This is a genomic window from Pelagibius sp. Alg239-R121, from assembly GCF_947331435.1.
GTDB lineage: Bacteria > Pseudomonadota > Alphaproteobacteria > Kiloniellales > Kiloniellaceae > Denitrobaculum.
Map to the genome: position 1 here is coordinate 792,259 of NZ_CAMZOF010000001.1, position 14,064 is coordinate 806,322.

15 protein-coding genes and 1 tRNA gene are annotated in these 14,064 nt (G+C 57.9%); 5 read left to right on the forward strand and 11 right to left on the reverse strand.

Going from position 1 to position 14,064, the window contains the following annotated elements:
• Positions 1-47 precede the first annotated feature (47 nt).
• From QMZ18_RS03430 to QMZ18_RS03440, 3 genes are all read left to right on the forward strand, one after another.
• Entirely contained in the window at positions 48-629 is a 582-nt protein-coding gene (locus tag QMZ18_RS03430; RefSeq protein ID WP_282604825.1) for a hypothetical protein, read from the forward strand.
• 108 nt (positions 630-737) lie between these two features.
• A complete protein-coding gene (locus QMZ18_RS03435; protein WP_282604826.1) occupies positions 738-1,322 on the forward strand; it encodes a hypothetical protein in 585 nt (194 codons plus the stop codon).
• 78 nt (positions 1,323-1,400) lie between these two features.
• On the forward strand, positions 1,401-2,267 hold the full coding sequence (locus tag QMZ18_RS03440) for a hypothetical protein (RefSeq protein WP_282604827.1): 867 nt from the start codon (positions 1,401-1,403) through the stop codon (positions 2,265-2,267).
• On the opposite strand, the gene QMZ18_RS03445 is transcribed toward QMZ18_RS03440, so the two are convergent.
• The 6 genes from QMZ18_RS03445 to QMZ18_RS03470 form a co-directional block, all read right to left on the reverse strand.
• Entirely contained in the window at positions 2,251-3,504 is a 1,254-nt protein-coding gene (locus QMZ18_RS03445) for a Xaa-Pro peptidase family protein (RefSeq protein WP_282604828.1), read from the reverse strand. The two genes, QMZ18_RS03440 and QMZ18_RS03445, sit on opposite strands and share 17 nt — an antisense overlap.
• 232 nt (positions 3,505-3,736) lie before the next feature.
• Positions 3,737-4,126 (reverse strand): DUF971 domain-containing protein, encoded by a 390-nt coding sequence (locus QMZ18_RS03450; RefSeq protein WP_282605591.1) that lies wholly within the window; start codon positions 4,124-4,126, stop codon positions 3,737-3,739.
• Positions 4,127-4,187: 61 nt separating this feature from the next.
• Entirely contained in the window at positions 4,188-4,376 is a 189-nt protein-coding gene (locus tag QMZ18_RS03455) for a Trm112 family protein (RefSeq protein WP_282604829.1), read from the reverse strand.
• Between the two features lie 185 nt (positions 4,377-4,561).
• Positions 4,562-5,272: an LON peptidase substrate-binding domain-containing protein gene (locus QMZ18_RS03460; protein ID WP_282604830.1), complete on the reverse strand. Its 711-nt coding sequence runs from the start codon at positions 5,270-5,272 to the stop codon at positions 4,562-4,564.
• 194 nt (positions 5,273-5,466) lie between these two features.
• Positions 5,467-6,396, reverse strand: a complete 930-nt coding sequence (gene trxA, locus QMZ18_RS03465) for a thioredoxin (protein ID WP_282604831.1) — start codon at positions 6,394-6,396, stop codon at positions 5,467-5,469.
• A 302-nt stretch (positions 6,397-6,698) separates the two neighbouring features.
• Complete coding sequence (locus tag QMZ18_RS03470; protein ID WP_282604832.1) at positions 6,699-7,217, reverse strand: prolyl-tRNA synthetase associated domain-containing protein; 519 nt, start codon at positions 7,215-7,217, stop codon at positions 6,699-6,701.
• 231 nt (positions 7,218-7,448) lie between these two features.
• Between QMZ18_RS03470 and QMZ18_RS03475 the strand changes: the two genes are divergently transcribed.
• Positions 7,449-7,523: transfer RNA gene (locus QMZ18_RS03475), tRNA-Gly, on the forward strand.
• A gap of 217 nt (positions 7,524-7,740) precedes the next feature.
• Here the strand turns inward: QMZ18_RS03475 and QMZ18_RS03480 are convergent.
• The 5 genes from QMZ18_RS03480 to dctP all read right to left on the reverse strand — a co-directional run bounded on the left by QMZ18_RS03480 (position 7,741) and on the right by dctP (position 12,968).
• A complete protein-coding gene (locus tag QMZ18_RS03480) occupies positions 7,741-8,574 on the reverse strand; it encodes an Asp/Glu racemase (RefSeq protein WP_282604833.1) in 834 nt (277 codons plus the stop codon).
• Position 8,575: 1 nt separating this feature from the next.
• The gene (locus QMZ18_RS03485; RefSeq protein WP_282604834.1) at positions 8,576-9,772 is read right to left on the reverse strand and encodes a Xaa-Pro peptidase family protein; all 1,197 of its coding nucleotides are present in this window, start codon (positions 9,770-9,772) and stop codon (positions 8,576-8,578) included.
• A 272-nt stretch (positions 9,773-10,044) separates the two neighbouring features.
• On the reverse strand, positions 10,045-11,319 hold the full coding sequence (locus tag QMZ18_RS03490) for a TRAP transporter large permease (protein WP_282604835.1): 1,275 nt from the start codon (positions 11,317-11,319) through the stop codon (positions 10,045-10,047).
• On the reverse strand, positions 11,316-11,837 hold the full coding sequence (locus QMZ18_RS03495; RefSeq protein WP_282604836.1) for a TRAP transporter small permease subunit: 522 nt from the start codon (positions 11,835-11,837) through the stop codon (positions 11,316-11,318). Before QMZ18_RS03495 ends, QMZ18_RS03490 begins: the two co-directional genes overlap by 4 nt.
• Positions 11,838-11,966: 129 nt before the next feature.
• A complete protein-coding gene (dctP, locus tag QMZ18_RS03500) occupies positions 11,967-12,968 on the reverse strand; it encodes a TRAP transporter substrate-binding protein DctP (protein WP_282604837.1) in 1,002 nt (333 codons plus the stop codon).
• A gap of 216 nt (positions 12,969-13,184) precedes the next feature.
• Here dctP and QMZ18_RS03505 point away from each other — a divergent pair, with 216 nt between their 5' ends.
• Positions 13,185-14,060, forward strand: coding sequence for an oxaloacetate decarboxylase (locus QMZ18_RS03505; RefSeq protein WP_282604838.1), 876 nt, complete (start codon positions 13,185-13,187; stop codon positions 14,058-14,060).
• Positions 14,061-14,064 lie beyond the last annotated feature (4 nt).

The window sequence follows — 14,064 nt, forward strand, 5'->3', positions numbered from 1 at the left end:
GGCCGCTTTTCATGCAAACCAAATCAATAGTCAGAGAGGAGTGAAATGTGAGGGCTGTTGTTCTTCTCTCGCTCATGGTCCTGGTGCTCGCGAGCTGTACGGCCGATCAGGTCAACAGCACCTATACGCCGCTGGGAAGCGAACCACATTCGATTGGTTCCGCTTACCAGGTCACGCCGGTCGATAGCTGGCAAAAATACTCCTCGACCGCCGATGTCGATTTCCTCGTTCACTGGACGAGCGGAAGGTCCCACAGTGCGAACTTTGCTCTCTTCCATGACTTAAGCGAAGGGGATGCGCTCTTCAGATACACCGATCCGGACTTCCCTCTGTTTCGCGCGGATATGACGCCGGAGGAGGTTGCGACGCTGTTGCGAGAAACTATGAAGCTCCGAGGAATGCTGTCCATTGAAACCGAGAATGTCAGGCCCGCGAAATTTGGAAGCCTTCCGGGTTTTAAGTTTGACACCAACTACGTTCGATCGAACAGCACCCTCGGTCGCGGCAGCGTGCTCGGGACGATCATCAACGGCCGGCTTCAACTCATTTACTTTACGAGCGGTGTAGAGAGCTTCGACGAATATGTCGATGACGCTGAATTCATGATGGAGAGCGTCGTGCTGCAGTGAAGATCTGCAGGAACAGCGACGCGCAAGCATTTCATAGACCCTGCCGAACGTTGGTGTGTTGCCATTAACTTCGTAGTTCCAGGGTTTGCGAGTCTAGGGGAGTTTAGAATGCGAAGATCCATCCTTGTTGTCTTGCTGGCTGTGGCCTTAGGCGGTTGCGGCGTTGATCTTGCCAACTACAAATACGCCGCTCTTGAGACCACGCCTCAAGCCATTGGCTCAACGTTCACGGCAACTCCGGCACCCGGTTGGAAGCGCGTTACGTCAGATCTTGATCAAGACAGTCAGATCAATTGGTCGGCCGGTGAACAAGACAACCGTGTTGGCATAAGATTCTGGTACGACCTCAACGAAGATGACGCATTGTTCAGGCACGTCGATCCGGATTTTCCGCTGTTCCGGCCGGACATGTCGCCAGCTGGCGTTATGGCAATGTTCAAGGAATCTCTGGAATTCAGAAATCTCCGAGAGGTCGAAACCACCAATCTCCGAGCTGCTGCGTTCGGTAATGCAGATGGTTTTCGCTTCGATACCTCCTTTCGTTTGCCAAACGACATTTCGGTCCGCGGCACGGTGCTGGCCGCAATTCTTGGCGATAAGCTCCAGCTGATCTCCTACTCAGCAAGCCCGGAGCTCTTTGAAGAATACCTGGGCGACGCGGATGCCATCATGAACAGCGTCGAACTGCAGTGAAGATGTGCAAGAACAGCATTTGGCTGTAGTAAAAAATTATCGCTGCAGATCAAAGGGATCATGGAGATTGGAAGTCCAATGGTACGTTTAAGTGCCCACACTCGGGAAGATTGTCTCTATCGCACCTGCTGTTTGTTCGGCCGCTTTCTGTTTACTGCACTTGCTGTTGCATTTGTTGCTGGCTGTACGCCGCCAGCGCAGCGCCCCTTGGAGGAGCCACAGGTAAAACTGACTATCCAGAAAGATGCACCAGCCTATAAGAAAAGCAGCGACGGTGGCGCAGAGCAAGTGCGGGCGCAGGAGGATGAGGCTGTCGATCTCTCGAAAAAGACAGTTGTTGTTATGCGCGGGGAACTGCGCGCACCAAGCCGATTCGAGTACAAGGCGATTGGGATCAATTTTACCACTCAGGACGTTAACGCCCTTCGTTGGGACGGGCTTTCCTCGACCAATCTTATCGAATACCGGTCTGAAGCTAACAGCTTTTATGCCTTCGTGGTGGAGCCGGGTACCTATCGTTATGCATGGAACGTTGTCGGCAATCCTGAACGTTGGGGGTCGCGCTACTCCCCAACACAGTTGATCGAGTTTACGGCGAATGCCGGTGAAGCAATCTATGTCGGGGATCTGAAAGTGATCCTGACAGACAAGGATTTCTATCGCGGCGAGGATGGCACGGGCTTTGCGATCCGGTGGTGGGGCATTGTCGATTATCAGTTCGATGTGGAACGGGATGAGAAGGCTGCAGAGGCGTTTTATGCGTCCCTGTCTCTGGAGAATGCACCGCCGCTTCAGTCCAGGATTATGACGATCAACCCCATGCCAAACGTCAAACGCTATACCAGACGGCAGTGTGATGGTTTGTTGGGTTTCGGTGCGTATGGACGCCCGCCATGCATCGTTGCACAAGACGAAGACGACTGGGGAATTAAACCTCCCGGTTGATCAGCTTGTCTTCGAAGGGGAAAACCGAGAGGAGTTCGGCGCCGGCTTCGCCGATCAGGACCTGCTGTTCGAGTTTGACGCCGATGCTGCCGCCTTCCTCGCCCATGTAGCTCTCGACGCAGACGGTCATTCCGGTTTCGAAATGGCCGTCGTAGCCGCCGGTCTCGAAGTCTTCCAGGTAGACGCAGCTGGGGTATTCGTCGCAGAGGCCGACGCCGTGGACCACCACCGAGTAGCGGTTGGGGAGGCAGCTTGCCGGCATTTTCCAGGAGATCTCGGCGAGCTCGCGGAAAGACAGGCCGGGTTTCAGCAGATCCATGTTGTACTGGATCTGTTCCAGTGCCAGGCGATAGAGGCGGCGTTGTTCGTCGTTGGCTTTGCCGCAGATGAAAGAGCGTGAGATATCGGTGCAGTAGCCGAAGGGGCCGACCAGATCCGTATCGAAGGAGACCAGATCGCCGGTCTCGATCACCCTGTCGCTGGATTCCTGGAACCAGGGATTGCAGCGGGTGCCGGTGGCCAGCAGCCGCGTCTCGATCCATTCTCCGTCCATCGCCGCATTGACCTGGTTCATAATGGACCAGAGTTCGTTTTCGGTCATGCCGGGCTTCAGTTCTTCGTACATCCTGGCCATGGCTGCCTCGGTGGTGGCGATCGACGCCCGCATGCAGGAAAGCTCTTCCGCTGACTTGATGCAGCGCGCCAGCTCCAGGATCTCCTGCGCATCGGTCACTTCGATGCCGTGGCTGTTCAACGCCAAAAATCCTTCAGGGTTGCAGATGTCAATGGCCAGACGCTTGTTGCCGCCGCCGTGGCTGGCAACCAGATCGGCGATCTCTGCGGCCCAGGTCTTGGCACGCGCCTGTTTTTGCGGCCCGGCACCGAAGTAGGACCAGCCGATCGCCGGGCGAGTCTCGTCCACCAGTTCCAGGTGGTCTGACAGATGCTCGCAGTTATGGAAATCGAACATCACGACCGGCCCTTCGGTCGCGATGTAGACGTACCGCACCGCATTGTGCATGGTCCAGACGGCCATGTTGCGGCTGTCGGTGGCATAGCGGACGTTCAGCGGATCGAAGAGCACACAGCCGCCGTAATCACGCCGGCGCAACAGCTCTCTCACCCGTTCCAGGCGATAGCTCCGAAGCGCGCCGAAATCCACCGTTCGGCGTGTATTGTCGATCATCTGCCGCGCTCTGGCCTGCGCGTCGACCGACGATGTCCAGGACGTCAGCACACCGCACCTCCCCTATCACTGCCATTACCTTCAGGTGGCCAGTTTGTCGTATTGGCGGCCAACGACTTTTCCGCGATCGTCCGGGGTTTGTATTGCAGCGGCGTGGAAGAGAATTTGTATAGACAACTACGGATGCACCGCCGCGCCAATTAGGGGGCGATGGACTCAGTTGGGTCCTTTTTGGGGATAGATTGACCGCGCGCGGGAAGCCGCATTCAGGCAGCCGCGCCTGTCATGGGTCCCGGGACAGGCCTTGTTTCTCAAGCGCGTCTAGATACGCGGCCCAGATCTCCTCCTGCTCCTCGCCCAGTTTGTAGAGGTATTGCCAGGAGAAGATGCCGGTATCATGCAGGTCGTCGAACTTGATCTTGACGGCATAATTGCCGACTGGTTCGATATTCATGATGCCCACATGCCGGCGGCCGGGCAGGGTCTGTTTTTGCCCCGGGCCGTGCCCCTGCACTTCCGCCGAGGGGCTTTCGACCCTCAGGAGTTCGGCGGAGTATGAGAAGGCGGTGCCGTTGTCAAAATCGATCTCAAGTCGTTTTTCTTCCGAGATATAGCGAATCTCGCTGGGCCAGTGCTTGGTTTCGAGGTCTTGAGAGGACTGTTCGTCGACCATGTTTGTCGAATCGCTTTCGCTTGGATCGGGCTGAAGGAAGCCTGGCTGAAAGGCCTGAAGACTAATCGTCGAGCGCACGTGCCTCGTCGGCCAGCATGATCGGGATGCCGTCTCTAATCGGGTAGGCGAGCTGCGCTTGCCGGCTGATCAGTTCCTGGGCCTCGGCGTTGTATTCCAGTGGGCTTTTGGTTACCGGGCAAACCAGGATCTCCAAAAGTTTTGGATCCAGCTTCGCGGTGGATTCGGTCATTTTCTTTGCCTCAAATTAACGCTCAGCTGCAATTCAGAATCTGGCTGTCTTCGGCATGGAGTTTACGCGACGTCGCCTGGTGACGCCAAGTTCCGAAAGTGTTTTCCACTCTCGCTATAGGAAATAGAACGAATTCACATGCTTTGCCGGAACCACATCGTGGTTCCGAGAGAACATGACCCGATTTAGTGGGTGGAAAATCCGCTGCTCGATTTGTCGGCGCCCGGCTGGTGGATGGCCATTTCCATGATTTTGGTCATGGTTTCCGCACGCTCCTTCAGGGTCATGGCCTCCAGCAACAGCTGTTTTTCCGAGGCTGCGAAGGGGCAGATCATGGCGAGCGACGTTACCAGGTGTTCGTTCTCGGTCTGCCCAATGGCTTCCCAGTCGCCGCGAATTCCCTGGGACGAAAAATAACCACGCACGGTTTCGAGAAGATGATCCCGATCGATGGCGACATCGTTTGAGGTTAGGTCCCCCTGAAAGCGCTGGTAATCCGCTGTGACCCGGCGAAATCCGTTTTCCAGTTCCAGCTCCGCCGCGATCTCGAATCGGATGAGGCCGGCCAGCGTAATGAGATAGCGACCGTCGTCGGTTTCGCTGAAGGCATTGATACGTCCGGCACAGCCGGTCTCGTATATTGGCGGGCAATCCGGAAGGCCGGATTGCCGGGGATCCGGCTGAAGCGGGCTGTTGGAGTTGTCCTCTTCACTGGGCTGTACCATGCCGATGATCCGATCACCGGCAAGCGCCGCATCGATCATGGCAAGATACCGGGGTTCGAAGATGTTCAGTGGCAGGTGTCCGCCAGGCAACAGCAAGACGCCGGAGAGAGGGAAAACCGGTATCTCATCGGGGAGGTCGTTAAAGGAGGGATCAAAGATGCAGCGGGTCATCCTGACGCCCTTATCCGGAAAACTGCGTCAAGGTTGAGAAACATCACGCGTTTGGCGGCGGCCAGGCGTGAAAGCTTTGGCAAATTCTTTCTCATCTTTTTTTCCGGCACCTCCTTCACGCAGTCACTTCCGAACAGGCGGAGCCTCATCCCTGACAGTCATGCAGGCAACCGATGCGATCAGGGATTCCTGCGTCACGAAAACAGGATCGACGACAAACGCCCGCGCACATCCTGGGTCAGAGGATCCGTTTGGCCCCAGGCATCAAAGAACTTGACCAATTGCTTCCGCGCCGCTTCGTCATTCCAGGCACGGTTTCTGCGGACAATCTCCAAAAGAGCGTCTGCGGCGTCTTCGGACTTGCCGGCGCCCTGAAGGGCGAGCGCCAGATCGTAACGGCTCTGATGGTCGTTTTCGTCCTGTTCGACCTTGCGCGCCAGTTCGGTGATCTCTCCCACTTCCATGGATTGTTCGGCAAGCTCGACCGCGGCGGCCGCAGACGCGATCTCCGGACTTGCTGCAAGTTCGGGCGTCAGCGCGTCCAACAGCTCTCGTGCGCCCTCGACGTCGTCAGCGCCCAAGCGGCAGCGGATCGAGCCTGACAGCGCCCGTGCATTATCAGGCTCATGTTGCAAAATCTGGCCGAAAATCGCGGAGGCAGGGCCATGCTGGCCGTCTTCGAGTGCTGCTTCGGCCTGGGCCAGGGCCTGCTCGATCGGGCTGTCGCCCTGATCGCCGCCGGCTTCCTGTGCCAGCCGTTCCACGAAAGACTTGATCTGACTTTCCTGCTGGGCGCCGACAAAGCCGTCGATGGGCTGACCCTGGAAAAAGGCGTAGACCGCTGGAATGGACTGCACGCGCAGCTGCTGGGCGATCGCCTGATTTTCGTCGACGTTGACTTTCACCATACGCACGGCGCCGCGGGTATCGCGCACCGCCTTTTCCAGCACAGGACCCAACTGTTTGCAGGGGCCGCACCATGGAGCCCAGAAATCGACGATAACCGGGGTCTTCATCGAGGCTTCGATGACATCCTTGGCAAAGGTCTCCTGCGTACCGTCCTTGACGGCATCGGCTGCTGCAGCGCTTCCCTCCGGGCCGCCGGCTCCGATGATGGTTTCCATAGATTGCATTCCCGTCTTTTCGTTCTAAAGCCTGATTCAATAGACTAGAGGGCAGTTTCCATTCTCTATCGTTTTGATCGAGAACGGCGCACTCCGGTTTCCGGTTTTAACGATCCGTCCAATGTCATTTGCGGACGGATCGACAACGGCAGCGTGCCGCGCAATCGCAATTTACATGGCTGTTCCGGCCAAGGAAAGCAAGCCGTGGTCAGCGGCATTGCCGGCGTCAAGGTCAGGCAGCATCACATAGTGCGACTTTTAGTGTGTGGATTTAAGCCTGTTTGGCTACCGGAGCGAGCAGGTTACAGATCGATAAAGTCCGGCACGTGATTCTCGGCTTCTAGAAACCGGATCAGATCCTGAGGTCCGATGGCGGTCGTCATGCTGTTGACCAGGGGATGAAAGTTAAGCGGGTTTTCTTCCAGCATACCGCGGTCCAGTACGAATTTCACCTTGCCCTCCAGGTCGTTGATGACCGCGAAAGGCGTGACGGCGCCCGGCTCCACACCGAGGTACTGTCGCAGCCGGTCGGGTGAACCGAAAGAGATCCGCCCGGCACCCAGTGTCGCCCCCAGGGCCTTAAGATCGATCTTGCGATCCTCGAAACAGGTCACCAGCCACATCTCACCCTTCTTGTTGCGCAAAAAGAGATTCTTGCTGTGACCACCCGGCAGATCGTCGCGGACCGTTTTGGCTTCCTCTACGGTAAAGACCGGCGCATGCTCGACGGTGCGGGTCTCGATCCCCAATCGCTCGAAACAGTCGAACAGTTGCTGCGGTGTGGCAGCCTTACTTGCATCTTCGGAATCGGTTTCGGACATGACATTTCGTTCCGGTGTTTCTTCTGGATCAGTGCCTCTGAGCGGCCGGCCTTAGCCTGATAACGTTCAAGACAGGCACACCGCAAGCGAGAATTGCAGTGTAGCTGCGGCGATTACGGTGCATTCCAGATCGGGGGGCGGTGCATCGGCCCAAGAAAAATCAATAAATCAGAGAGGAGGGGCTTGCAATGACTGCAGAAAGGCGGTATCTCCGCCGCCGAACATGATGATGCGGGCGTAGCTCAGGGGTAGAGCATAACCTTGCCAAGGTTAGGGTCGTGAGTTCGAATCTCATCGCCCGCTCCATGTTTCCTTCCATTTATATTGATGAACCGGCACTTGGGTCCGGTTCTTTTGAAGCGCCGGATTTTCTGTCTCGCAGGGCCTTTGTGCCTGCGTTGCAGTCCGATCTTTCGCGCTTTTTCCGCGCCTAACGCGGAACCGTCGTGGTCGCAGCAATGTAGCCTGCGCCGGGGTCTGCTTTATGTAGTAGGACTGGAATTCACGCCCTTGGCCGCCTCCGTCAGGGACCTACGGGCGACAAATTCTCCCGGAAAAGCCGGCCGCGATCGGGCAAGGCATCAGAGACGCCGGCCAGCCGCAGCATATGCCACGCCAGAGCGAGGTTGCTGGAGATCACCGGTTTTCCCAGCTCAGCTTCGGTTTCCTCGATAACACTGGCCACCCGCAGGTTGGTGCAGGACACGAAGACCGCGTCGCAGTCCGCCGCGCGTCCAACCCGTAGAATGGCGTCCCGGATTGAGGCCGGCGTGATCCGGGCGACAATATCTTCCTCGCTCTGATTGAAGGAGGCGACGAACGGGATCTCGAAATTCTGCTGTTCCAGATGATCGCGCATCGCGCCGGTGACCTCTGGCAGATAAGGGGTGACGAAACTGATTTTCGTCGCTTTTACGGCACGGAATGCGGCTTTTACTGCGGTTAGGGGGTTGGTGACGGCTATTGCCGCACGGCTTTCCTCTCCGCTCTCTTCCAGGCCTGCTCTGACGGCCTTGGCGACATTCTCCTCACCGATGATGGTCGAGCCCGACGTGCAGCCATAGCCGATCACATCGAGCCCCACGGCTACCGGCAGCAATTTGGCCGCTGCCGGCAAATTTGCCTCCATCCGGGCCAAGGTCTCACTGGTGACTTCAGGTTCGCTTGGGACGCGGCTGTGGTAGAGCGCCAGGCCGTCGACGCCCAGCAGGTCACGCAGTTCGACTTCAATGGTCTGGTCGGTCTCCAGGACGATCAAACCCAGTTTGGCGCGGCTTCCGATGCCTGCGTCGGTCTCGAAAGAGAGTGAGGCCGCGGGGTCGTTCGAAATGGCGGCACCGGCAAGGGACGCTGTCATGTCACAGTACCTCCGGAAGTTCGGCGGCAGCCCGGCGGGTGAGCCATTCAGCGCCACCGTCTCGAATCACGATGTTTTCTTCGTGTACCATGAGCTTGCCCGGCGCAAAGGCCATGCCTGGCTCCAGGGTCAGGACCATGTTGGGCACGAGAAGCGTGCCGTCGGTGGCTGTGTTCGACGGCCATTCGGTCAATTGCATACCCAGGCCGTGTCCTACGCGCCCAACGTCATTGCCCAAGGCACCGCCATCTTCCAGGACCCGCCACATGGCATGGAACAAATCCGACGTGGTCGCGCCCGGCCGGGCGGCCTGAAAACCAGCCTGTGTTGCGGCAAAGACCGTGTCGTAGGCCCGTCGAACCTGGTCCGTAGCTTTGCCGAACGAAAAGTTTCGGTCAAAGTCGCAAAAATAGCCGTCAAACGTCGAGCCCGTATCGAGAATCAGCAAATCGCCCTGCTGGAGACGCCGGTCGGAGGGCGGGGAGATGATGTCGTCGTAACCACCCTGACCGGCACCGCCAACCAGATAGGGGACATCGTCCGCGCCCCGATTGAGCAGCTCGGTCTTGAATGTCCGAAAGGCCTCAATCTCGGTCTGCTCGTCGGACAGCAGGCTGGGCAAGGTCTCAAAGGCGCTTGAGGCGACGCCGCAGATGTGGCGGATTTTGTCGATCTCGGCGTCGGATTTCACCATGCGCAGGCTGCGCACGATCCCCGTCGCATCCACGAAATCGTTGCCATGCAAAGACTTTCGAACCTTGTCGAAATCACCGAATGGCATGCGGACGTGGGTTTCGGGCCCCATCGGAACGCCGATCCTGCCGGTTGTTCCCGCAGCGTCGCGCAGGGCGGCGGTCAACAGCGTCACGCCGTCGTCCGACGGGCGGGGGGACGACCAGGTGCGAATATCTTCGATCCAGGTTCGTGCCATGACGTCGGCACCGATGGCCGGAATCACGGCGATGGGCTTGCCCTTTGCTGGGACGACAAGAAACCAGGGCCGCGTCGGACTTTGCCAGAACTGGGTCAGGAATCCCGAGAAATACCGGACTTCGGGTTCGGTCGAGAGTAGCAGAGCTCCCACCCGCTGCGCGGACATCAGTCTCTGCGCCGCCTGCAGCCTTGCCTCGAATTCTGATTCTGGAAAGCCCCGTTCCGGCGCCGGGCGCAGTTCATACAAAACGTTCGATCCGCTCATAAGCCAAAGACCAATGCAGTGAGTCACTCGTGCCGCTGCTATTTGTCGGGTAATTGCTTTTTGATTGCAACCCGTTAGTGGTGCATTGCTACGCGCCTGCAATGATGGAGGCGTAGATATCGGAATCGGTGGCACATTCCTAGCCCGGCAGCCGTCAATCAAGCCCACGACGGTCGAATTTCCGACTTCAGCCGGACCGGCGCCCGCAGCGCCCGAGACAGGAGATGCGTGATCAGAACCAAGACCGGCACGCGTGAGGTGTCGATCGCGACTTACAGCTTGAATGGAATGTAGAGCACCAGATCCGGAATCAGATAGCAGAGCAGCACCGTCAGGAGCATCAGCAGGAGGAACGGCCAGACTCCGGCGGCAACCTCGCCGATCTGTGCCTTACCTACGGCTTGTATGACGTAAAGGTTGAGACCGACCGGAGGCGTGATGAGTGCGATTTCGATCAGGATTACGAAGAAGATGCCGAACCAAATCGGATCGATGCCCAATGGAAGCAGGGAGGGTGCCAGCACGGGAACCATGATCAGCATCATGGAAAGGGCTTCCAGAAAGAAGCCCATAATGACCAGCAGCACCGACACCGCCAGGATAAAGAGCCAGGCTTCGTTGAAGTTGCTTGCGATGAACATCGAGATGTCTTGTGGAATCCGATAGAGCGTTATCGCCTTGCCGAAGATTTTTGCTCCGGCAACGATTAAAAGAATGGTGACGCTTGTGACCATGCTGTCGATCACGGCGGCTTTGAATCCGGCCCAATCAATCGAGCGCAGAATGAACGCCGTTATGAATAGTGAAAAGGCGAAGCCGACGGCGGCAGCCTCGGTCGGCGTGAAGACGCCCCAATAGATGCCCCACACAATTAAAGCGGCCAACGCCATGGAGGGCAGTGCGCGCTTGGTGGCGGCAGCGCGTGTCTGCCAGGAAGCCTTTTCGGTCTTCTGGTACTCCGAGGAATAGGCGGCGTAGGCCATGGAGAAGAGAATAAACAGTCCAACCAGGATCAGGCCTGGTCCGATGCCTGCCAGGAAAAGCTTGATAACCGATTCCTCGGTGATGAACCCGAAGACGATCAGGGGGATTGAGGGCGGAATCAGGATACCCAGAGTCCCACCGGCGGCCAGGAGGCCCAGCACGAACTTCCGTGGATAACCGCGGGATTCCATTTCCGGGATGGCGACTGTCGCAATGGTGGCCGCCGTTGCGACGGAGCTGCCGGAAATCGCCGCAAAGAGACCGCAGGACAAAACGGTCGCGACCGCCAGTCCACCGGGCCAATGGCCGACCCAGGCCTGCACGGCGGCAAAAAGGTCGCGCCCAACCCCGCCCTTCAGCAGGACGTTGGACATCAGCAGGAACAGCGGCACGGAAAGCAGGATAAAGTTGTCGAGGCCGCCCAGGAGAGACTGCGGCACCATCAATGGTGAGAAGCCGCCGATTGCCAGTAAGATGAAGCCGAGACCACCGAGCACGAAGGCGACCGGCACACCAGCGAGCAACAAGGAAAAGAGGGCAACGAGAATCAGGATGGTTGTCACGCCAAATCCTCATTGCCGCTTTCTGCGTGCCCCTTTGTGCCTTGCCAGCCGCTTCCGGACCAGACACGCACGAGTTCGGCAAGACATTGCAGAAACAGGACTGCAAGACCGAAAGGTACCAAGGCTTCCGCCCACCAGTTGGGAATGTTGAGCATGGTGCCGCTCGAACGGCTTTTTAAATAAGAATCCAGCGCGATGTCGAAACCCCAGTAGCAGACGATGGCGGCGAAGGCTCCAACGAAAATCAGCGTCAGGCTATCGGCGAGCTTTTTACCCAGCGGGCTGAAACGGGCATAGAGTGCTTCAATCGCGATGTGCTGACGTCGGTGCAGTGTGGCACCCAGGGCAAAGAAAACCCCAGCAATCATAAGGATCTGCGACAGCTCAGCGGCCCAGATGGTTGGGGCGTTAAGAGCATAGCGGGCAACGACCTCGTAGGTCAGCATCAGCCCGGTTGCAACAAACAGCCAGGCGGCAACGGTCCCCAGAAAAATGCTGATCGAATCGATCGCGCGCAAAACCGCCCCCTGTTTCCGCTGTCTTTATGAGAAGAGAGACTCCGTTTCTCAGGAACGGAAGCTCGAAAGGATAAAAGGTAGGAAGCGGGGACGGTCCAGGAACCGCCCCCGATCTCTCATTTGAAAGGACTACTTCTGGAGCTTCGTGGCGGCATCCATGACCTGCTTGCCCAGATCGCCGGCATCGGTGGCGTACTGGTCATAGACCGGCTTGGAGCAGCCCCGCCAGGCGGCAATCTGCTCGGCGGAAGGCTCAACGATCTTCATGCCGTTCTCGACAGATGCCGCATAGGCGGCGTTCTCGATCTCGGAGATCTTGTCGCGGACCGCAGCATCGGCCATGGCGGCAGCGTCGCTGATGATTTTCTGGTGCGCCTCGGGCAGTTCTGACCAGAACTTATCGTTTACCACCACGATGAACTCGATGTCGGCATGCTGAGTCTTGGTGATGGTGTCCATCACGTCCCAGAGTTTACGGGACTTTACGCCCGAAACACCGGTCATGCCGACGTCAACGGTGCCGCGCTGGTAGGCGAGATATTGTTCCGAGCCGGAAATCAGGGTCGGCGCGCCGCCACAGGATTTGATGAACTCGCCAAGGGTCTTGCCGAAGACCCTGACTTTTTTCTCGTTGACCGCGTCGGGCGTGGAAACGGCTTCGCCCTTGGAGAGCATGATGGCACTGCCATAGGCCTGCCACCAGAGCACGCGCGCGCCGGTCTGATTCAGGATCGCGTCGTCAAGCGGATCGCGCACCGGGCTACCTTTTGCGGTCGCCTTACGGATCAGATCGTCGGAATTGAACATGAAGGGCTGATAAAAAATGTCGACTGCGGGAACATCGCCGACGAAGCGTGTGAGAGAGGCAACGCCCATTTCGATGGCACCGGAACCCACGGCCTGCGGGACCTGCTTATCTTTATAGAGCTGGGCCGAATCGTAGATTTGGACTTCGATGTCGCCGCCGGATTTCTTCTCAACCTCGTCCTTGAAGAGCACCAGGTTTTGACCGAGATGGCTCTTGAGTGGCAGCTGCAGGGTGATGCGCAGCGTCGTGTCGGCTGCCTGTGCCAATGACACGCTGCCACTCAGCAAGGCCGCCGCTGCGGCCACGGTTAGCAATTTTCGCATTTGTTTCTCCCTTTAAGCCGGCGGTCCGGCTCTTGTTCTTGGTTTTTGGAAAAGAGACAGTCTGACTGACCTTAGCTTGCCAAGCCTAGGCTGGGCTGTCATCAAAAGAAAAGGATCGCATCACGCAGACTGGCGTGTGGCAAGTGATTTGCCAAAGCCTTTGTGACTGCGTTTCGGTTTTGAACCAAAGACATGAAACCAGCCAAGGACGAGACCATGCAAGCATCCCCGGCCGCCCGGCTCCGCGAACTTCTGGCCAAACCGGAGCTGCAGGTTATGCCCTGTTGCTTTGATGCCCTGAGCGCCCGACTGATCGAAGAAGCAGGGTTTCCGCTCAGCTTCATGTCGGGTTTTGCGGTGTCCGCCGCAAAGATCGGCGCACCTGACACCGGCCTGATTTCCTATGGCGAGATGGTCGATCAGGGCCGCGATATCTGCAGCGCCGTTTCAATTCCCGTGATTGGTGATGGCGATACAGGTTATGGCAATGCTCTGAACGTCAAGCGGACAGTCCAAGGTTACGCCCAGGCTGGGTTCGCGGCGGTCATGATAGAAGATCAGCTCGCGCCGAAACGCTGCGGTCATACAAAAGGCAAGATGGTGGTCGACCGGGACACGGCCTACAGCCGCATCGAGGCGGCCGTGGATGCGCGCAATGAAGGCGTGGATATTCTCATTCTGGCGCGCACCGACGCCCGCCATACGAAGGGCCTGGACGAAGCCTTGGACCGGGCCCGGCAGTTCAGTCAGATCGGCGCGGACATTCTGTTTGTCGAGGCGCCACGGACGGAAGAGGAAATGCGCAGGGTTTGCGGTGAGGTTCCAGGGGTCCATATGGCGAATCTGGTCGAAGGCGGCGCGACGCCACTCCTTCCCCCGGAACTGCTTCAGGATATCGGTTATCGCGTCGCCGCTTACCCGCTGACGCTTCTCTCGGCGGCCATGAAAGCCATGACCGACGCCCTGGCCGAGATGAAGACCGGCCGGCATCCTGATGCGCAGCTTCTGGAGTTTGGCGACCTGCGCAGACTGGTGGGTTTCGACGCCTACTACGATGCCGAATCCCGCTATGCCGGTGCCCGCGAGGACTAACTGC